This window comes from Streptomyces sp. NPDC038135, from assembly GCF_055601245.1.
In genome coordinates, this window is sequence record NZ_JBVJXS010000003.1 from 416,270 (window position 1) to 436,032 (window position 19,763).

General features: G+C 71.9%; 17 protein-coding genes and 1 tRNA gene. 9 read left to right on the forward strand and 9 right to left on the reverse strand.

Annotated elements, in window-relative coordinates; genetic code table 11:
• The first annotated feature begins 398 nt into the window (after window positions 1–398).
• From pdhA to ACZ7JA_RS10275, 3 genes are read left to right on the forward strand one after another with little or no spacing between them, the layout of a single operon-like run.
• Window positions 399–1,586, forward strand: a complete 1,188-nt coding sequence (gene pdhA, locus ACZ7JA_RS10265; protein WP_470807875.1) for a pyruvate dehydrogenase (acetyl-transferring) E1 component subunit alpha — start codon at window positions 399–401, stop codon at window positions 1,584–1,586.
• A 1-nt stretch (window position 1,587) separates the two neighbouring features.
• Window positions 1,588–2,565: an alpha-ketoacid dehydrogenase subunit beta gene (locus ACZ7JA_RS10270; protein ID WP_351662021.1), complete on the forward strand. Its 978-nt coding sequence runs from the start codon at window positions 1,588–1,590 to the stop codon at window positions 2,563–2,565.
• An 11-nt stretch (window positions 2,566–2,576) separates the two neighbouring features.
• Window positions 2,577–3,992 (forward strand): dihydrolipoamide acetyltransferase family protein, encoded by a 1,416-nt coding sequence (locus ACZ7JA_RS10275; protein WP_470807876.1) that lies wholly within the window; start codon window positions 2,577–2,579, stop codon window positions 3,990–3,992.
• A gap of 127 nt (window positions 3,993–4,119) precedes the next feature.
• Here the strand turns inward: ACZ7JA_RS10275 and ACZ7JA_RS10280 are convergent, their stop codons facing one another.
• Both ACZ7JA_RS10280 and ACZ7JA_RS10285 read right to left on the reverse strand, forming a co-directional pair.
• On the reverse strand, window positions 4,120–5,511 hold the full coding sequence (locus tag ACZ7JA_RS10280; protein ID WP_470807877.1) for a hypothetical protein: 1,392 nt from the start codon (window positions 5,509–5,511) through the stop codon (window positions 4,120–4,122).
• 934 nt (window positions 5,512–6,445) lie between these two features.
• Window positions 6,446–6,517, reverse strand: a tRNA-Pro gene (locus tag ACZ7JA_RS10285).
• Window positions 6,518–6,763: 246 nt separating this feature from the next.
• On the opposite strand from ACZ7JA_RS10285, the gene ACZ7JA_RS10290 reads away from it, so the two are divergent.
• Window positions 6,764–7,516 carry a hypothetical protein gene (locus tag ACZ7JA_RS10290; RefSeq protein WP_450750086.1) on the forward strand — a complete coding sequence of 251 codons (753 nt, stop codon included), beginning with the start codon at window positions 6,764–6,766 and terminating at the stop codon, window positions 7,514–7,516.
• A gap of 80 nt (window positions 7,517–7,596) precedes the next feature.
• Here ACZ7JA_RS10290 and ACZ7JA_RS10295 read toward each other — a convergent pair whose 3' ends face one another.
• Complete coding sequence (locus ACZ7JA_RS10295; RefSeq protein WP_389300393.1) at window positions 7,597–8,502, reverse strand: D-alanyl-D-alanine carboxypeptidase family protein; 906 nt, start codon at window positions 8,500–8,502, stop codon at window positions 7,597–7,599.
• 188 nt (window positions 8,503–8,690) lie between these two features.
• Here ACZ7JA_RS10295 and ACZ7JA_RS10300 point away from each other — a divergent pair, with 188 nt between their 5' ends.
• Both ACZ7JA_RS10300 and ACZ7JA_RS10305 read left to right on the forward strand, forming a co-directional pair.
• Window positions 8,691–9,341 (forward strand): GntR family transcriptional regulator, encoded by a 651-nt coding sequence (locus ACZ7JA_RS10300; RefSeq protein WP_351662035.1) that lies wholly within the window; start codon window positions 8,691–8,693, stop codon window positions 9,339–9,341.
• Complete coding sequence (locus tag ACZ7JA_RS10305) at window positions 9,338–10,633, forward strand: MFS transporter (RefSeq protein ID WP_351662038.1); 1,296 nt, start codon at window positions 9,338–9,340, stop codon at window positions 10,631–10,633. The genes ACZ7JA_RS10300 and ACZ7JA_RS10305 overlap by 4 nt, the downstream gene beginning before the upstream one ends.
• Window positions 10,634–10,737: 104 nt before the next feature.
• On the opposite strand, the gene ACZ7JA_RS10310 is transcribed toward ACZ7JA_RS10305, so the two are convergent.
• Both ACZ7JA_RS10310 and ACZ7JA_RS10315 read right to left on the reverse strand, forming a co-directional pair.
• Window positions 10,738–11,496, reverse strand: a complete 759-nt coding sequence (locus ACZ7JA_RS10310) for an SAM-dependent methyltransferase (protein WP_470807878.1) — start codon at window positions 11,494–11,496, stop codon at window positions 10,738–10,740.
• Between the two features lie 408 nt (window positions 11,497–11,904).
• Entirely contained in the window at window positions 11,905–12,729 is an 825-nt protein-coding gene (locus tag ACZ7JA_RS10315; protein WP_351662044.1) for a maleylpyruvate isomerase family mycothiol-dependent enzyme, read from the reverse strand.
• Window positions 12,730–12,946: 217 nt separating this feature from the next.
• Between ACZ7JA_RS10315 and ACZ7JA_RS10320 the strand changes: the two genes are divergently transcribed.
• A complete protein-coding gene (locus tag ACZ7JA_RS10320) occupies window positions 12,947–13,786 on the forward strand; it encodes a carbon-nitrogen family hydrolase (RefSeq protein WP_389300398.1) in 840 nt (279 codons plus the stop codon).
• Between the two features lie 50 nt (window positions 13,787–13,836).
• Here the strand turns inward: ACZ7JA_RS10320 and ACZ7JA_RS10325 are convergent, their stop codons facing one another.
• The 4 genes from ACZ7JA_RS10325 to ACZ7JA_RS10340 form a co-directional block, all read right to left on the reverse strand.
• Entirely contained in the window at window positions 13,837–14,328 is a 492-nt protein-coding gene (locus ACZ7JA_RS10325; RefSeq protein WP_351662050.1) for an LURP-one-related/scramblase family protein, read from the reverse strand.
• A 73-nt stretch (window positions 14,329–14,401) separates the two neighbouring features.
• A complete protein-coding gene (locus tag ACZ7JA_RS10330; RefSeq protein WP_351662053.1) occupies window positions 14,402–14,656 on the reverse strand; it encodes a DUF6458 family protein in 255 nt (84 codons plus the stop codon).
• A 119-nt stretch (window positions 14,657–14,775) separates the two neighbouring features.
• Complete coding sequence (locus tag ACZ7JA_RS10335) at window positions 14,776–16,074, reverse strand: M18 family aminopeptidase (RefSeq protein WP_389448800.1); 1,299 nt, start codon at window positions 16,072–16,074, stop codon at window positions 14,776–14,778.
• Window positions 16,075–16,198: 124 nt separating this feature from the next.
• Entirely contained in the window at window positions 16,199–18,025 is a 1,827-nt protein-coding gene (locus tag ACZ7JA_RS10340; RefSeq protein ID WP_351662059.1) for an acyl-CoA dehydrogenase, read from the reverse strand.
• 143 nt (window positions 18,026–18,168) lie between these two features.
• Between ACZ7JA_RS10340 and ACZ7JA_RS10345 the strand changes: the two genes are divergently transcribed.
• Together ACZ7JA_RS10345 and ACZ7JA_RS10350 are read left to right on the forward strand one after the other, a co-directional pair.
• Window positions 18,169–18,642 (forward strand): SseB family protein, encoded by a 474-nt coding sequence (locus tag ACZ7JA_RS10345; protein WP_351662062.1) that lies wholly within the window; start codon window positions 18,169–18,171, stop codon window positions 18,640–18,642.
• A gap of 137 nt (window positions 18,643–18,779) precedes the next feature.
• Window positions 18,780–19,757, forward strand: coding sequence for a pirin family protein (locus ACZ7JA_RS10350; protein ID WP_351662065.1), 978 nt, complete (start codon window positions 18,780–18,782; stop codon window positions 19,755–19,757).
• Window positions 19,758–19,763: the final 6 nt, after the last annotated feature.

Here is a 19,763-nt window from a genome sequence, read left to right on the forward strand (position 1 = left end):
CGGGTGTCCAGGTCCGCGTCTCGGATTCTGAGACCGCTCAACGGTCATGTCCGGAATTCTCGCCTTTCGTCCACGAGGTGCGAGTCACAAGTCGACTCTTCCCGTGTCCGGGGTCGCCGGGATAACGTGCCGTTGCTCCGGCCTCCTGCAAGGCTGTGACCAGCGACCTTCCGCCTCCTGCGGATTTACTTGGAAATCCAAGCAAAAACGCAGGTCAGGAGGGGTTTCACAGATATGTGGAGCACTGGGTAACGTAAAAGTCGCAGGGCGCTCGCCGGGGCACCTGTCACGCCTGTTCCCGGCCGAGTGGCACCCACCCCGTGCCCGGTGGTCGAGAAGCAGGTGAGCCGCACTGGCCTACCGGCAACCCCGGGGGCCGGAACGACGGAGGAGCACACGTGACCGTGGACAGCAGTGCCGCGCGCAAGCCGCGACGCAGCGCCGCAGGCAAAGCCGGCACCACCGGCACCAAGCGCACCACCCGCACCACCCAGAAGAGCGCCGACCCGGAGCTGGTGCAGCTCCTGACGCCCGAGGGCAAGCGGGTCAAGAACGCCGAGTACGACGGCTACGTCGACGGGATCACCCCCGACGAGCTGCGCGGCCTGTACCGCGACATGGTGCTCACCCGGCGTTTCGACGCCGAGGCCACAGCGCTGCAGCGCCAGGGCGAGCTGGGCCTGTGGGCCTCGCTGCTGGGCCAGGAGGCCGCGCAGATCGGCTCCGGCCGGGCCCTGCGCGACGACGACTACGTCTTCCCGACCTACCGTGAGCACGGCGTGGCCTGGTGCCGCGGGGTCGACCCCACGAACCTGCTCGGGATGTTCCGCGGCGTGAACAACGGCGGCTGGGACCCGAACGGCAACAACTTCCACCTGTACACGATCGTCATCGGCTCCCAGACGCTGCACGCCACGGGATACGCGATGGGCGTGGCCAAGGACGGCGCCGACTCGGCCGTCATCGCCTACTTCGGCGACGGCGCCTCCAGCCAGGGCGACGTGGCGGAATCGTTCACCTTCTCCGCGGTCTACAACGCGCCGGTGGTGTTCTTCTGCCAGAACAACCAGTGGGCCATCTCCGAGCCCACCGAGAAGCAGAGCCGGGTGCCGCTCTACCAGCGAGCCCAGGGCTTCGGCTTCCCGGGCGTGCGCGTCGACGGCAACGACGTGCTGGCCTGCCTCGCGGTCACCAAGTGGGCGCTGGAGCGCGCCCGCGACGGCGAGGGCCCCACCCTGGTCGAGGCGTACACCTACCGCATGGGCGCCCACACCACCTCCGACGACCCCAGCCGGTACCGGGGCGACGAGGAGCGGCTGGCCTGGGAGGCGAAGGATCCGATCCTGCGCCTTCGCCGGTTCCTGGAGGCCTCAAACCACGCGGACGAGGGATTCTTCGCGGAACTCGAGGCCGAGTCCGAGGCGTTGGGCAGGCGAGTGCGCGAAGCGGTCCGCGCCATGCCGGACCCGGACCACTTCGCCATCTTCGAGAACGTGTACGCGGACGGGCATGCGCTCGTCGACGAGGAGCGAGCCCAGTTCGCCGCCTACCAGGCGTCGTTCGCGGATGCAGAGGGGGATCACTGAGATGGCCGAGAAAATGGCTCTCGCCAAGGCGATCAACGAGTCGCTGCGGCGCGCTCTGGAGACGGACCCCAAGGTCGTCGTCATGGGTGAGGACGTCGGCAAGCTCGGCGGCGTCTTCCGGGTGACGGACGGCCTGCAGAAGGACTTCGGCGAGAGCCGGGTCATCGACACCCCGCTCGCCGAGTCGGGCATCGTCGGCACCGCGATCGGTCTCGCCCTGCGCGGCTACCGCCCCGTGGTGGAGATCCAGTTCGACGGCTTCGTCTTCCCTGCCTACGACCAGATCGTCACGCAGCTCGCGAAGATGCACGCCCGGTCGCTGGGCAAGGTCAAGATGCCCGTCGTCATCCGCATCCCCTACGGCGGCGGCATCGGCGCGGTCGAGCACCACTCGGAGTCCCCCGAGACCCTGTTCGCGCACGTGGCCGGCCTGAAGGTCGTCTCCCCGTCGAACGCGTCGGACGCCTACTGGATGATGCAGCAGGCCATCCAGAGCGACGACCCGGTGATCTACTTCGAGCCCAAGCGCCGCTACTGGGACAAGGGCGAGGTGGACGCGGAGGCGATCCCCGGCCCGCTGCACAAGGCGCAGGTGGTGCGGGAGGGCACGGATCTGACCCTGGCCGCGTACGGCCCGATGGTGAAGCTGTGCCAGGAGGTGGCCGCCGCGGCCGCCGAGGAGGGCAAGTCCCTGGAGGTGCTGGACCTGCGCTCGGTCAGCCCCCTGGACTTCGACTCCGTCCAGGCCTCGGTGGAGAAGACCCGCCGTCTGGTCGTGGTCCACGAGGCGCCGGTGTTCTTCGGCTCCGGCGCGGAGATCGCCGCCCGGATCACCGAGCGGTGCTTCTACCACCTCGAGGCCCCGGTGCTCCGGGTCGGCGGCTACCACGCCCCGTACCCGCCGGCCCGCCTGGAGGAGGAGTACCTGCCGGGTCTGGACCGGGTGCTCGACGCCGTCGACCGTGCCCTGGCGTACTGAGGAGAGGGTTCGTGACGACGATGACGGAAGCATCCGTACGCGAGTTCAAGATGCCCGACGTGGGCGAGGGACTCACCGAGGCCGAGATCCTCAAGTGGTACGTCCAGCCGGGTGACACGGTCACCGACGGCCAGGTGGTGTGCGAGGTCGAGACCGCCAAGGCGGCCGTCGAACTCCCCATCCCCTACGACGGCGTGGTCCGCGAGCTGCGTTTCCCCGAGGGCACCACGGTCGACGTGGGCACGGCCATCATCGCGGTGGACGTCTCGGGCGGAGCCGCACCGGAGGCCCCCGCCGGGCAGCCGGAGACGACCGCCGCCGCGCCGGAGGCCCCCGAGGCGCCGGAGCCCGAGCCCACGGGCCGCCAGCCGGTCCTGGTCGGCTACGGCGTGGCCACCACCTCCACCAAGCGCCGTCCGCGCAAGGGCCCCGAGGTCACCGTCCCGGCCGCCGCCCAGGCGGTCCAGACCGAGCTGAACGGCCACAGCGCCCCGGTGGTCCCCGAGCGGAACCGCCCGCTGGCCAAGCCGCCGGTGCGCAAGCTGGCCAAGGACCTCGGTGTGGACCTCGCCACGATCACGCCGTCCGGCCCGGACGGCGTCATCACCCGCGAGGACGTGCACGCGGCCGCGGCGCCGCAGGCCGCCGAGATCGCCGCGCCGGTCACGCAGGCCCCCGCCGCCCCGGCCCCGGCCGCCGCGCCCGCAGCCGTCGGCTCCGAGGGCGCACGCGAGACCCGGATCCCGGTCAAGGGCGTCCGCAAGGCGACGGCGGCGGCCATGGTCGGCTCCGCCTTCACCGCGCCCCACGTCACCGAGTTCGTGACGGTGGACGTGACGCGCACGATGAAGCTGGTCGAGGAACTCAAGCAGGACAAGGAGTTCCAGGGACTGCGGGTGAACCCGCTGCTCCTGATCGCCAAGGCGCTGCTGGTCGCCATCAGGCGCAACCCGGACATCAACGCGTCCTGGGACGAGGCGAACCAGGAGATCGTGCTCAAGCACTACGTCAACCTGGGCATCGCGGCCGCCACCCCGCGCGGTCTGATCGTGCCGAACATCAAGGACGCGCACGCCAAGACGCTGCCGCAGCTCGCGGAGTCGCTGGGCGAGCTGGTCTCGACGGCACGTGACGGCAAGACCTCGCCGGGCGCGATGCAGGGCGGCACGGTCACCATCACCAACGTCGGCGTCTTCGGCGTCGACACCGGCACGCCGATCCTCAACCCGGGCGAGTCCGCGATCCTCGCGGTCGGGGCCATCAAGCTCCAGCCGTGGGTGCACAAGGGCAAGGTGAAGCCGCGCCAGGTGACGACGCTCGCGCTGAGCTTCGACCACCGGCTGGTCGACGGCGAGCTGGGCTCCAAGGTGCTGGCGGACGTCGCGGCGATCCTGGAGCAGCCGAAGCGGCTGATGACCTGGGCCTGACGGCTGTCGCCCGGGTGGTCCCCGAGCGCCGAAGGGGGGTGGTCGCGAGTTCGTCTCGCGACCACCCCCCTTCGTTCTGACACGGCTCCGGCTGCCGAGGGCGCGAACCCGGTGCCGTCGGTGCCGCCTAGCGCGGGTGCGAGCCGGGTGCCTGGTCGGGTGCCGGGTCCTCACGGAACCAGTGGCCGCCGGTGCTCCAGCCCAGCAGCCGGCGGCCGGCGCCCTGGTCCGCCTGCTCGCCGGCCAGGACCTGGCGGAGCCCGGTGAGGGCGGGGGCGAGCCGTCCCGCGACGTGCCAGGGCTGCCGCGCGAAGTCCTCGGTGACGCGGGCCACCACGTACCTCTGCTGGTCCGGCGCGCACAGCGACAGGTAGAAGATCATCTGCCGCCAGGCGTAGGCGGTGTCCTTGACGGTGCCGAGCGGCCGCGGGTTGTGGTGCACGCGCCCGGTCAGCCGGCACACCGTGTCGAAGCAGCGCAGGGCGACGTCGTCCCAGCCGGCGCCGGGATCGATGCCCACCCGGTGGACCAGCGTGGCCAGATTGTGGGTGGTGAGGATCTGCGCCTGCTCGATCACCGTGCCGTTCCCCGCGACCCAGGAGCCGCCTCGGCCCGCGCCCGGTGCGAACTCCGCGGCCCGCCGCCGGCACAGCTCGGCGAACCCGGGAGAGGTGCGGGCACGGCCGTACCGGCGGGCGGCATCGGCGGCCTCGATGACGGCGAGGTTGCGCACTGCCGCGTAGTCGATGGCGTAGTACCGCTCGTACAGCGAGCCCGCGCCGAGGAGTTCGGCCGCGATCCGTGCGGCGGTCAGGAACTTCGGGGTGAACGTGCCCATGAAGATGTCGGCCGCGAGTTCCTCCACGAAGGGCGCGCCCAGCTCGGTCTGGCGGGCCAGCACGGACAGCTCGCGGATCAGCGGATTGGGCAGGATCGTGCCCGGGAAGGCGCGCACCGCGAGCCCGCCGAGCTGCCGCAGCGCCCCGGCCGCGGCCTCGTCCGCCCCGGAGCCGGCCCGCTGTGCGGCGACCGCCCGCACCCACGGCAGTTCCTCCACCCGCACCTGCCGCTGGAGATCGAACAGCAGCAGGGAGCGGCGGTTGCGGAACGCGCGGTAGTGGGCGGCGGCGAGCGACCGCAGGGCCGGGTCGCGATGGGCCTCGGCGGTGGTGGCGGCGACGAGCTGGGGGACCAGCTCGGCCAGGACCTCCGCCGACGGTACGACGCCGCGTTCCACGAGCGTGGCGACGGGCGCGCTGAGCGCGGCCTCGACGGGCCGGCGCACGGCGGCCGGGACGACCGCGCCCGCGGGCACACCCGTCTCGTCCGCCTCCCGCTCGCTCACCGGGGCCAGGACGGGCCCCACCTCCTCGACCCCGCCCTCCTGCGGCAGGCCGGACAGGCGGCCCAGCACGACGCCGGCCAGCGCGTGGTGGGAGGGCAGCGCGGCATGGGCGGCCTGCCGCCGGCGCAGGGCGGTGTGCTCGGCGGAGCCGGGACGCCCGCGCCGCCGGACCATGGAGGTGACGGCGTGCCGCAGCAGCCCGAGCCGCCGCGGTGTGAGCTCCCCTGCGGCGACGGCCTCCTCCAGCGCGCCGCGCAGGATGCCCAGGTTCTCCTTGGGCCGCAGGTGCTTGGTGCAGTGCGTGTGGCGCCGCGCGAGGTCGTGGTAGCGGCGGAGCGGGCGTGCCACGGGTCGTCGCGGCCGGGGACGTGTATCCGCCCCCGCTCGTCGGTCACCGCCAGCCAGTGCAGCAGGAGTTCGTCACCGAAGGGGTGCCAGACGGCCAGGGCCTCGCGCTGCGTCTCGACGGCCGTGCTGGGACGGCGGGCGGCGAGCGCCGCGCGGGCCTCGGCGACGGTGGAGCGGTGCACGGCGTCGTGCCGGGGCGCGGGCACGCCGGACGGCCGGGGGGCGAAGCGGAGCCGGTCCGCGAACGGCGCGAGCTCCTCCACCAGGTCGAGCGCGGCCGCCGGCTCCCCGGCCCGGACCAGCCAGGCCACCGTGAGCAGCGCGGCCTCCTCGGGAACGGTCACCTCGTAGCGGCCGCTGTCGAGGAGAGCGTGGAGATGGGCGAGCCCGTCCTCGGACAGGAAGTGCGCGAACAGCGCCCGCCGGGTCCCGGGCACGCCGGCGCGACGCGCGGTGGCGATCTCGTGGTCGAGCAGCGGGCCGCCCGCGCTCGGCTCGCCGGTGGCGAAGCCGCCCCGGACCACCTCGGGCGTGACCCAGGCGGGCAGTCCGGCGACGGGCGTGCGGGAACCGATCGTCAGCAGGCCGTTCGCCATTCCGTCCAGCACGGCGCGCCACCTGCGCCCGCGTTCCGCGCCGCGTCGGCGGGTCTCCGGGTCCGGGTGGGCGGCGGCCGTACGGAAGGCGGCGGCCAGCTGACCGGCCGCGTATCCGGGGTTCGCCTGGGCGAGGTGCTGCTGCTCAGCGTCGTCGTTCATAGCCGACGTGGCGGGTCCCGCCCCCGCGCCCTCCGGGTCCCGAGCCCGGTGCTCTGCTGCTGAGCTACACGTCGATGGCCGACGTGGCGGGTTCCGCCCCCGCGCCCTCCGGGAGTAGAGCCCGGTGCTCTGCTGCTGAGCTACACGTCGATGGGCCGACACTAGGTGGCGGTGTGCCGCGGCCACAAAGGGTTTTCGGCACCGCGGAGGGCCATTTCGGCGCCGTCACCCACACCCTGACGCGTCCTCAGGGACGCCTCCGGGTCGGGCCGGGGGAGTCACCGATGTGGCCGGTGGGGCGCGGGCGGCACGCTGGGGGCATGTCGGAAACCACTGCCGCTCGCCGCGGTACCTCTCTCGTCCGCCGCCTCGCCGCCCCCGTCGCCGCCGCCGCTCTCCTGGCGGGTGTGGCCGGTGTCTGGGCAGCGGGCGCCGCCTACTCCGCGCCCGCCGCCGGCGCCCGGGCCGCCACGGGGTTCGGCGACTGCCCGGCTCTTCCCGAGGGCGTGGACCCCGCGCGCTGGAGGTGCGAGGTGCACACGGCCACACCGAAGCTGACCATGGGCGAGATCACCACGACGCTCGCCCCGATCACCATGACGCACGCCGAGGGGCCCCTGCCGGACGGCGCCGACGGGCAGGTGTGGGGCGCGCTGCACAGCGCGCCGACCGCGGTGCCGGGTGGCCTGACCGGCACACCGGCGGGCGGCCACGCCCCGGCTCTGGGCCTGGCGATACGGCCGGAGTACGGCGGGCGGTCGGACTTCTACACCGGACGACTCAGCCTGCGCTTCCGGCTGCTGAGCCCCCTGCTGCCGCGGGACTGCGCGATCGGCGCGAGCGCGCCGGTCGACTTCCAGGTGAAGCGGTCGGGGCCCTCGCGGCACGTGTCCGAGGACCCGCCCGTGATCGAGTTCTCCGCGTACGACGACACCTTCACGGCCCCCGCACCCGAGCACTGCGGACCGCTGACGGGTCCCCTCGGCAGACGCCTCGGCCTGCCGGCGGCCACCGGGAACCTGCTGTCCTACGACGCCTCGTACACCTACCGCACCTACGACCGGCTCCCGTAGGGACGCCCGTGCCGGCAGGGGCCCGTACGGCGAAGGGCCCGCCGCACGTGGTGCGACGGGCCCCGGTGGCCGGGCTGTCGTCAACCGAGCTTGGCGAAGCCGTAGTTGAGGAGCTTCTTCGCGTCCGACTCGCGCTGGGCGATCGAGGTGGAGGCGAGGACGGTGCCGACGACCGTCTTGCCGTTCCGGGTCGCGGCGAAGACCAGGCAGTACTTGGCCTCAGGGCCGGAGCCGGTCTTCACACCGATGGTGCCGCTGTAGCTGCTGAGCAGACCGTTGGTGTTGTCCCACGTCTTCATCGTGCGGGTGCTGCCGGTCTTGGTGATCGTCTTGGCCGTGTAGTGCTTGGTCTTGACGACCGTGCGGAACGTGGAGCTCTTCAGCGCGCTGCTGGCCAGCTTGGTCAGGTCGCGCGGGGTCGAGTAGTTGGAGCCGTTGCCGATGCCGTCGAACGAGTCGAAGTGCGTGTTCGTCATGCCGAGGCTCCTGGCGGTGGAGTTCATCTTGGAGATGAACGACGCCACGCGCTTGGCACGCGTCGAGCCGGTGCCGAACTTGTCCGCGAGTGCGTAGGCGGCGTCGCAGCCGGACGGCAGCATCAGGCCGTACAGGAGCTGGCGGACGGTGACCTTGTCGCCGACGATCAGGTGCGCCTGCGAGGCGTTGTTCCTGACGACGTAGTCGCTGTACTCCTTCTGGATCGTCACCTTGGCGTCCAGATTGAGGTTCGACTGGGCGAGCACGACCTTGGCGGTCATGATCTTGGTGGTGGAGCCCGTGGATCGCTTGGTGTCGGCTGCCTTGGTGTACAGCGACTTGGCGTTCGCGTTGTTCATCACGTAGCCGCCCTTGGCCACGATCGAGGGCGTGGTGACGGCCTGCGCGGGTGCCGCGGTGAGAGCCCCGGTGGCGAGCAGCGCGCCGGACGTCACAGCGACGGCGGTTGCTCGGCGGATACGGCGGGTGCCCTTGATGCCGGTAATCAAAGTGAAGTACCCCGATTGTCTGGAATGCCCCTGATATGCGGCCGAGTTGAGGTGGCGAGCGAGTGGGGCCGCACGAGTGTGACACGTAAATAGCACAGAAGGTTGTGCGGCCGCTGGGGGCGATTTCCGGCACGTCCGCATGGTGGACGCGATCCGTGTTGCGTACGTGTTGTATCTATCCTGTGGGCATGGCAACGCCCGTGAAGCAACCACCCGCCGCCGACCGTGTCTACACGCACGTCAAGCAAGGCGTGCTCGACCGCCGCTACGAGGGCGGGACGCTGCTCACCGAGGGTGAGCTGGCGGATGCCGTGGGCGTTTCGCGCACACCGGTGCGGGAGGCGCTGCTGCGGCTGGAGATGGAGGGCCTGATCAGGCTCTACCCCAAGAAGGGCGCGCTGGTCCTGCCGGTGTCGGCGCAGGAGATCGCCGACGTCGTCGAGACCCGGCTGCTGGTGGAGGAGCACGCGGCGCGCAAGGCCGTGCCCGCGCCGCCGGGGCTGCTGGAGCGGCTCGCGGAGCTGCTGGAGAAGCAGAAGACGCAGGCCGCCGCCGGCGACTTCGCCGCGGCCGCGGTGACCGACCGGTGCTTCCACGCCGAGATCGTGCGCAGCGGCGGCAACGAGATCCTCTCGCGGCTGTACGACCAGCTGCGCGACCGGCAGCTGCGGATGGGGGTCGCCGTCATGCACTCGCACCCGGACCGGATCGCCAAGACGCTCGCCGAGCACGAGGAGATCCTGCGGGCACTGGGCTCCGGTGACGCGGAAGCGGCCGTCGGGGTCGTGCACCGGCACGTGAGCTGGTTCTCGCACCTCGCGCGGGGTGAGGTGCGATGAACAGCGCCACCCTGCCGGGTGACCCCCCGGGCGGTCGTCGCGCCGTCGCGATGTGGTCGATCGGCGTCTCGGTCTACTTCGTCGCCGTCATCTTCCGCACCTCCCTGGGCGTGGCCGGCCTGGACGCGGTCGAACGCTTCCACGTGGGCGCCTCTGCGCTGTCGACCTTCTCGATCCTCCAGCTGCTGGTCTACGCCGGCATGCAGATACCCGTCGGGCTGCTGGTCGACCGGCTCGGCACCAAGAAGGTGCTGAGTCTCGGCGCGGTGCTGTTCACCCTGGGCCAGCTCGGCTTCGCCTTCTCGCCCTCGTACGGCATGGCGCTGGCCTCGCGCGCGCTGCTCGGCTGCGGTGACGCGCTGACCTTCATCAGCGTGCTGCGCCTCGGCACCCGCTGGTTCCCCGCCCGGCGCGGACCGCTGGTCGCCCAGCTCGCGGGCCTGGTGGGCATGGCCGGCAACCTGGTCTCCACGCTGGTCATCGCGCGGCTGCTGCACGGCATCGGCTGGACCGCCGCGTTCGCGGGCAGCGCGCTGGCCGGTGCGGTCGTCCTCGTCCTGGCGCTGCTGTTCCTGAAGGACCACCCCGAGGGGTACGAGCCCGCGCCCTCTCCGCACCAGGGCGCCGGCTACGTCCGCCGGCAGATCGCCGCGTCCTGGCGGGAGCCCGGCACCCGGCTGGGCATGTGGGTGCACTTCACCACCCAGTTCCCGGCGATGGTCTTCCTGCTGCTGTGGGGCCTGCCGTTCCTGGTCCAGGCGCAGGGCCTCAGCCGGGCCACGGCCGGTGAGCTGCTCACCCTGGTCGTGCTGTCCAACATGGTGATCGGCCTGGTCTACGGCCAGATCGTGGCCCGGCACCACGCGGCCCGGCTGCCGCTGGCGCTGGGCACGGTGGCCGCGACCGCGCTGATGTGGGCGGTGACGCTCGCCTACCCGGCCGAGCATGCGCCGATGTGGCTGCTGGTGGTGCTGTGCGCGGTGCTCGGCGCGTGCGGCCCCGCCTCGATGCTCGGCTTCGACTTCGCGCGCCCGGCCAACCCGCCCGAGCGACAGGGCACCGCCTCCGGCATCACCAACATGGGCGGTTTCATCGCCTCGATGACGACGCTGTTCGCGGTCGGTGTGCTGCTGGACGCGACCGGCGACGACTACACGGTGGCCTTCTCCGCGGTCTTCGTCCTGCAGGCCCTCGGCGTCAGCCAGATCCTCCGCCTGCGCGGCCGGGCCGCCCGCCGGGAGCGGGAGCGCCTGGTGGCGAGCCGGGTGGAAACGGTCCACGTGCCCGCGTGACCCGGCCCACGTGCCCCCGTGAACCGCGGATGCCCGGCGGGCCCCAGCGGGCGCCCGCCGGGCATTCGGTTCGACGAGGCGCGCGGAGGCCTCCCGCGGGCGCGTCAGCGGGCCACCGGGACCAGCGTGAGGTAGGCGAGGCCGAGTACGCCCCGGTAGGCCATCCACTGGGCCCGGTGCCGGTCGAGGCGGTCGCGGACCGCGGCGGCCGAGGGATGGCCGGGGTGCCCGGCGAGCCACACCTCGGCGTCCGCCTGGTACGCGGACTCGAACTCCTCCCACTCCTCCCGGCTCGCGGTCTCCGTCCACTCGGGCCGGAAGCCCGCCTCGACGGCGAGGTCGAGCAGGGCGCCGAGGTCGCAGTGATCGTCCGCGGACGCCTCCGGCCACATCCGGGCCAGCTCGTGCGGGGCCGGAGGGCGCTCCCAGAAACCCTCGCCGAGCAACACCCGCCCGTCCTCGGCCACCAGCCGCCGCAGCTCGCGCAGCGCCTCCGCGACCGGGGACGCGGCCGTGCTCAGCGCCTGGCTCGCGCCCAGGCACAGCACCAGGTCGGCGGGCCCGCGTCGGGTGCCCAGCGCGGACTCCTCGCGGAACTCCACCCGGTCCGTGAGCCCGCGCGCCCCGGCGTTGCGCCGCCCGCGGGCCAGGTCCTCGCCGTTGACGTCCACGCCGACACCCTTGGCCCCGGGCACGGCCTCCAGCAGGCGGAGCAGCAGTTCGCCCCAGCCGCAGCCGATGTCCAGGACGGTGCGGGGCCGCCTGGCGGCCAGCCGTTGCACCATCGCCGTCGCCCGGGCGGCGGAGAGGGGTCCGTGGAAGGTGAGGCGGGTGAGCCGGGGCGGGCCGTCGTCGTCGATCATGCGGGCACGCTAACGATCCGGGCGGCCCCGGTCACCGGAATATCGCGCCCCGTCGCCCAGGCACACACCGGCTCCGCCCGCCGCACGCACTCAGCGCTCCGCGCCCCCGCGCCCAGGCACACACCGGCTCCGCCCGCCGCACGCACTCAGCGCTCCGCGTCCCCGCGTCCAGCGCTCCCGCGTCAGCGAGCGGCCCCGCCCCGCCCGCAGCACGCGCCTCGGGGGGCAGCGCGCCTGCGCGCGTTCCGCGCCCCGCGGTCAACGCCCCGGCGTCCAGGAAGCGGCTCGGGCCCCGCCCACGGCACGCCCCCGCGTCCAGCGCGCCTCCGTGCCTTTCGCGCCCCGCCGCTCAGCGCCCCGCGTCCAGGAAGCGGCCCCGCCCCGCGAGGTCCGCAGCACCGCGTTCCGCTACGGCGTGACCCTGAGGCTTCGCAGGATGGCCGTCGTCAGCTCGGGGTCGCCCTCCGTCTTCACCCGGTCCGCCACCGCGTCCGGGGACACCCGGCCGCAGGACAGGCGGACGTAGGTCTCCCAGTCGAGGGTGAGGGTGGCCGCCGGGCCGAGGGCGGGCGCCGTCTCCAGCGTGCCGCGGCCCTGGATGTCGACCCGGATCGTGCGCAGGAACTCGACGGGTCCGTGCACGTCGAAGACGATCGCGGAGCTGCGCGGCGCGTTCGCGTCCTTCGCGACGACCCTGGGCAGCGCCTCCAGCAGCATGTCGCGGGCGACGTGGGCGCCCGGCGAGTCGAGGTTGCCGGGGCGGGCGAGGGCCGTGCGCAGGTCCTGCTCGTGCACCCACACGTCGAACGCCCTGGTGCGCATCGCGTGTTCGAGGGTGATCTCGGTGCCCATCGGGCCGCGCACCTTGGTGCCGGGGTCGCGGGACTCGTTGCGCAGCTGGCGGTTCCTGCGGATGACGGTGTACTCCAGCTCCGCCGTCATCTCCGGCGCCGTGTGGTGACGGCGGACGTCGACCTGCATCTCCATGTAGCGCTGGTGCGGGTTGGTGACGTGGAAGAGGTCGCGGGGCAGGGTGTGGATGGGCCGCGGGTCGCCGAGCATCTCGCAGTCCAGGCCGATGACGTGCGAGACCACGTCGCGGACGGACCAGCCCGGGCACGGGGTCCGCCGGTTCCACTCGGCCTCCGGGAGCGGCTGCACCAGCTCGGATATCGCTTCGATGGAGTGGGTCCAGGCGTCGGCGTAGGGCTGGAGGGTGGGATGCAGACTCACGGAACGGGACCCCTCGGCGGTCGGTACACGGGCAGGTTGTGGCGGCGTTGCCGGCGGACGGTGGCTGCACTCGGCGGGTGTCGTGGCACCCCCCCGGCTCTCGGCTTCGCTCGAGCGGGGGACCCCCAAGTTACGCTGCTCCGAGGCACCCCGGCAGTGCTTTCGTGTGACGATCGTAGGCCTGTATGGACGACTCGAATGCCAGGACGGTGGTAGTGTGCGCGCCTCGCTGATCCAGATCGCCGTGGACGAGGGCGAATCGGTGGCCTCCCGACGGCGGCGGGCGGCCGCCCTGGTCCGGGAGCAGGCCGGGTCCGACCTCGTGGTCCTGCCCGAGCTGTGGACCACCGGCGCCTTCGCCTACGAGGAGTTCGGCGCGGAGGCCGAACCGCTCGAGGGACCGACGTACGAGGTGATGGCCAAGGCCGCGAGCGACGCGGGCGTATGGCTGCACGCCGGCTCGATCCCGGAACGCGCCCCGGCCGACGGCTCAGCGGGCGGTGGCGACCTCTACAACACCTCTCTCGTCTTCTCCCCCTCCGGCGAACTGGCCGCGGCCTACCGCAAGATCCACCGCTTCGGCTTCGACAAGGGCGAGGCCGTGCTGATGAGCGCCGGACGGGACGTGGTGACGGTCCGGCTGCCCGGCACCACCCTCGGCGTCGCCACCTGCTACGACCTGCGTTTCCCCGAGCTGTTCCGCTCGCTGGTGGCCGCGGGCGCCGAGACGCTGGTGATCCCGGCCGGCTGGCCCGAGCGGCGGCGGGCGCACTGGACGCTGCTGGCGCAGGCGCGGGCGGTGGAGAACCAGGCGTTCGTGCTCGCCTGTGGAACGGCCGGGACGCACGCCGGAGTTCCGCAGGCCGGTCACTCGATCGTGGTCGACCCGTGGGGCGAGGTGCTCGCCGAGGCGGGGGCCGGCGAGGAGGTCCTCACGGTGGAGTTCGACCCCGGGAAGGTGGCGGTGACCCGTGAGCAGTTCCCGGCCCTGAAGGACCGGGTGATGGGGCTCGAACCGCCCGCGCCGCCGACGCAGGTGGGCGGCCGGGGCCGCTGAGCGGTGGTGTGGGGCCACGGCCGGGGTCCCCACCCGGCCGTGGCCCCGGCTCAGTCCTCGCGCTCCTTCTCCGCCAGGTGGATCACGCACACCGCCACGGCGATCAGCAGCGCCGGGTCCGCGTCCTCCCGTACGACGTCGACGCCGTACGTCTCCCGGACGTGCAGCCAGCGCCGGGAGATCACGGCGAGGAGTTCGCCGTCGTACTCGACGGCGAACTCGCGGTCGAGGATCTTGCCGCTGACGTCCAGGTCGGTCCCGTCGGCCAGGGACACCCGGTAGTGGTTGCGCAGCAGGGACAGCCGTTTGCGGCGGATCGTGGCCAGGCCTTCGCCGTCCCGTTCGATCACCATGGTGTCGCGCAGGGCGAACATCTTCTGGTGGATGTCGATGAGGACGCGCCCCTGGGTGTCCTTCAGTTCGAAGGTGTCGCGCAGCCGCATGGCCTTGCCGTCGACGAGGAAGACCTTCTGGCCGTGCTCGTCCTCGATCCAGTAGTCGTCACCGATGCCGAGGAGCCGGTCGCGTACGAGGAATCTCATGCGGTGACCGTTCCCCGGCTTCGGGCCGTCGTCACAAAGCCGTCTTCAAGCCGTCCCCGGTCGGGGGCCCGGCTCACACGCCGTAGCCGTCGGTGTAGCCGTCGCGGGCGTGATGGTGGTGGTGGGGCTCCTCCTCGACCACCGGCGTCGGGGGCACCACGACCCGACGGCGCCGGGCGATGCCGCTGAACGTGGCGATGCCGATGAGCCCGACGGCCATGAAGATGATCCCGACGAGGTCGAGGTTGACTCCCTGCATGTGCCAGTCCGTCGCGAACGTCAGGATGGCACCCAGGGCGATGAGGATGATGCAACCGCCGAGGCCCATTGTCGTCGCCTCCCCTTCCGGTTCCGGAATCTCCGGTGCCGTCCGGGTACCCGGAGCCGCCCCGAACATGTGTGGGACGGCTCGTGACGGGGCCTCAGGGGCCGCCGGGACGTCCCGGCTCAGTCCTCCAGGAACGCCACCAGCGCGTTCGCCAGCAGGAACGGGTCGTCGGCGCCGCACAGTTCACGCGCGCTGTGCATCGACAGGATCGCCACGCCGATGTCGACGGTCCGGATGCCGTGCCGGGCCGCGGTGATCGGGCCGATGGTGGTGCCGCACGGCATGGAGTTGTTGGACACGAAGCTCTGGAACGGGACGTCGGCCCGCTCGCAGGCGGCGGTGAACACCGCGCGGCCCGAACCGTCCGTGGCGTAGCGGTTGTTGACGTTGACCTTCAGGATCGGACCGCCGTTGACCCGGGGGTGGTGCGTCGGGTCGTGCCGCTCGGCGTAGTTGGGGTGGACGGCGTGGCCGGTGTCGGAGGACAGGCAGACGGTGCCGGCGAAGGCCCGGGCCCGGTCCTCGTACGAGCCGCCGCGGGCGAACACCGAGCGCTCCAGGACGGAGCCGAGCAGCGGGCCGTCCGCGCCGGTGTCCGACTGGGAGCCGTTCTCCTCGTGGTCGAAGGCGGCCAGCACGGGGATGTGGCCGAGCGCGGCGCCGGAGGACGCGGCGGCGGCCAGGGCGGCCGTACCGGCGTGCACGGACAGCAGGTTGTCCATCCGGGGACCGGCGACCAGTTCACGGTCGCGGCCGAGGTAGGCCGGCGCCTCGACCGGGTGCACCATGAGGTCCCAGCCGGCCACCGAGCCCGCCGCCAGGCCGGCCTCCTGCTCCAGGAAGGCGATCAGTTCGCCGTCGCGCGGGGCGTCGTCCAGCCCCCACACGGGCTGCAGGTGGCGCTGCTTGTCCAGCTTGAGGCCCTCGCTGTTGACCGCGCGGTCCAGGTGGATGGCGAGCTGCGGCACGCGCAGCAGCGGGCGGTTCACGTCGACCAGGACCGTGCTGCCGTCGCGCAGGGTCAGCCGGCCGGCCAGGCCCAGGTCGCGGTCGAGCCAGGAGTTCAGCAGCGGACCGCCGTAGATCTCCACCGCGACCTGCCGCCAGCCGTGGGCGCCGGTGTCGGGCAGCGGCTTGACCCGCAGGTTCGGCGAGTCGGTGTGCGCGCCGATGATGCGGAAGGGGGTGTGCGGGGCGGCGCCCTCGGGGACGTACCAGGCGACGATCGCCCCGCCGCGCAGCACGTACTTGCCGCCGCTCGTCCCGTCCCAGGCGTCCGTCTCGGCGACCTGCCGGAAGCCCGCCTTCTCCAGCCGCTCGGCGGTGTTCGCCACGGCGTGGTACGGCGACGGGCTCGCCGCCAGGAAGGTCATCAGGTCGTCGGTGTGGCCGCGATCGAAGCGGGCTGGTGCGCTCATGGGCTTACCTTAACGACGTGCGTGGGCCCGCCCCCCGGTACGGGAGCGGGCCCACGGCTGCGATCGGTGGATGCGGAACGGGCCTTCCGGCACGCGGCCGGCCCGGGACCGGCCCGAGGTCGTCCTAGAAGGCGGCCTCGTCCAGCTCCATCAGGTCCAGCTCGACGTTCTCCGAGATCTTGCGGGCCAGGGTGAGGCCGGGCAGGACGTTGGCCGCGAAGAACTTCGCCGCCGCGATCTTGCCGGTGTAGAACGCCTTGTCCTTGGCGGAGGCGGTCTGCAGCTTCTCGGCGGCGACGGCGGCGCCCTTCAGCAGCAGGTAGCCGACCACGACGTCGCCGGAGGCGAGCAGCAGGCGGCTGGTGTTCAGGCCGACCTTGTAGATGTTCTTGACGTCCTGCTCGGTGGCCGCGAGGTCGGTCAGCATCAGGCCGACGATGGCCTCCAGCTCGACGGCCGCCTTCGCGAGGTGCTCGCGGGCGCCCGCCAGCTCCTCGCCGCCGGTGCCGAGCGCCAGGAACTTCTTGATGTCCTCGGCGAGCGAGTTCAGCGCGGCGCCCTGGTTGCGGACGATCTTCCGGAAGAAGAAGTCCTGGCCCTGGATCGCGGTCGTGCCCTCGTACAGGGTGTCGATCTTGGCGTCGCGGATGTACTGCTCGATCGGGTACTCCTGCAGGAAGCCGGAGCCGCCGAAGGTCTGCAGCGACTGGGCGAGCTGCTCGTAGCCCTTCTCGGAGCCGTAGCCCTTGACGATGGGCAGGAGCAGGTCGTTGAGCGCGTGCTCGGCCTTGGCGTCCTCGCCGTTCGCCTCCTTGACGGCGATGGCGTCCTGGATCGAGGCCGTGTAGAGGACGAGGGCGCGCATGCCCTCGGCGTACGCCTTCTGCGTCATCAGCGAGCGGCGGACGTCGGGGTGGTGCGTGATGGTGACCTTGGGCGCGGTCTTGTCCATGAAGTTCGCCAGGTCCGGGCCCTGGACGCGCTCCTTGGCGTACTCCAGGGCGTTGAGGTAGCCCGTGGAGAGGGTGGAGATCGCCTTCGTGCCGACCATCATGCGGGCGAACTCGATGATGCGGAACATCTGGCGGATGCCGTCGTGCTTGTCACCGATCAGCCAGCCCTTGGCCGGGTGCCGGTCGCCGAAGGTCATCTCGCAGGTGTTGGACGCCTTCAGGCCCATCTTGTGCTCGACGTTGGTGGCGTAGACGCCGTTGCGCTCGCCCAGCTCGCCGGTCTCGAAGTCGAAGAGGTACTTCGGGACGAGGAAGAGGGACAGGCCCTTGGTGCCGGGACCGGCGCCCTCGGGACGAGCGAGCACGTAGTGGAGGATGTTCTCCTCCATGTCGTGCTCACCGGACGTGATGAAGCGCTTCACGCCCTCGATGTGCCAGGAGCCGTCCTCCTGCTGGACCGCCTTGGTGCGGCCGGCGCCGACGTCGGAGCCCGCGTCGGGCTCGGTGAGCACCATGGTGGAGCCCCAGGTGCGCTCCACCGCGATCTGCGCGATCTTCTTCTGGACGTCGTTGCCCTCGTCGAAGAGGATGCCGGCGAACGCCGGGCCGGAGGAGTACATCCACACGGCCGGGTTCGAGCCGAGGACGAGTTCGGCGTAGGCCCAGATCAGGGACGGCGGGGCCGTCGTGCCGCCGATCTCCTCGGGCAGGCCCAGACGCCAGTACTCGGAGTCCATGAACGCCTTGTAGCTCTTCTTGAAGGACGCCGGGACGGGCGCGGTGTTCGTCTCCGGGTCGAAGACCGGCGGGTTGCGGTCCGCGTCCGCGAACGACTCGGCGAGCTCGTTCTCCGCGAGGCGGGTCAGCTCCTCCAGGACGCTCTTGGCGGTGTCCGTGTCCATCTCGCCGAACGGGCCGGTTCCGTACAGCTTGTCGCGCCCGAGCACCTCGAACAGGTTGAACTCGATGTCGCGGAGGTTCGGCTTGTAGTGCCCCATGGTGACGGCTCCGTATCGGACTCGGCGAGGCACTGTCTCCTCGCATCTGGTTCACGTACCAACAAGTAGCTACGATGATGCTACCCGTCGGTAATAAGACGCAAGCCCGATTCCGTCATCTGTGACTGAGTACTCTTCTGCGCATGTACGGATACGGCCAGCCCATGGACGGTGGCGCCGCTCAGCAGAGTTACGTCCCCCCGCAGCAGGGCGGTGCAGGCGGGTACGGCCAGCAGCCGCCGCTCTATCCGGAGCCGTCCCCACCCTCGCTGGCGGACGCGGTGCGCGCCTTCACCACCGGGCAGATGCCCGCCGAGGACTTCCAGCAGATCTTCGCCACGTCGAAGGTGTACTGCCCGCGCGGCGACACCCCCGGCTTCCTCGCCCTGCACAACACCCAGCAGCCGGTGATCCCGATGTTCACCTCGCTCAAGGAGCTGCGCCGGTACGCGGGCAAGGAGTCCAAGTACTTCGTGATCACCGGCTCCGAGGTGATCGACCTGCTGCCGAGCGGCTACGGCTTCGTCCTGGACATGGAGGGCGAGCACCGGATGGTGTTCGACGCCAAGGCGGTCGAGCAGATGGTCGACTTCGCCATGCGCCGGATGTACGGCTAGCCGCCGTTGCCGCGTGGACGGCGGCCGGCCCGCACCCCGCTGCGAGCCCGGAGGGAATGCCCTCCGGGCTCGCTCTGTTGTGGGGTAGCAGAAAGTTCAACGCTCAACTAAACTGGGCGCACAAGGAGGTACCGACCATGCCTGCAGTGACCGTCGAGAACCCGCTGACCCTGCCCCGCGTGACCGCTCCCGCCGACGCGGTGGCTCGGCCCGTGCTCTCCGTCACGACCGCCCCGGGCGGTTTCGAGGGCGAGGGCTTCCCGGTGCGCCGGGCGTTCGCCGGGATCAACTACCGGCACCTCGACCCGTTCATCATGATGGACCAGATGGGCGAGGTGGAGTACGCGCCGGGCGAGCCCAAGGGCACCCCCTGGCACCCGCACCGCGGCTTCGAGACCGTCACCTACATCATCGACGGGATCTTCGACCACCAGGACTCCAACGGCGGTGGCGGCACCATCACCAACGGCGACACCCAGTGGATGACCGCGGGCTCGGGCCTGCTGCACATCGAGGCCCCGCCGGAGCAGCTCGTCATGTCCGGCGGCCTCTTCCACGGCCTGCAGCTGTGGGTGAACCTCCCGGCCAGGGACAAGATGATGGCCCCGCGCTACCAGGACATCCGCGGCGGCAGCGTCCAGCTGCTGACCAGCCCGGACGGCGGCGCGCTGCTGCGGGTCATCGCGGGCGAGCTGGACGGCCACGCGGGCCCCGGCATCACGCACACGCCGATCACGATGATCCACGCGACCCTGGCCCCCGGCGCCGAGATCACCCTGCCCTGGCGCGAGGACTTCAACGGCCTCGCCTACGTCATGGCGGGCCGCGGCAGCGTCGGCGCCGAGCGCCGGCCGATCCACCTGGGCCAGACCGCCGTCTTCGGCGCGGGCGGTGCCCTGACGGTCCGCGCGGACGAGCGGCAGGACTCGCACACCCCCGACCTGGAGGTCGTCCTCCTCGGCGGACAGCCCATCCGTGAGCCCATGGCGCACTACGGCCCGTTCGTCATGAACACCAAGGAAGAGCTGATGCAGGCCTTCGAGGACTTCCAGAAGGGCCGCCTCGGCACGGTCCCGGCCGTGCACGGCATGACCCCGAAGGGCCCCCAGGCCTGACCCGCC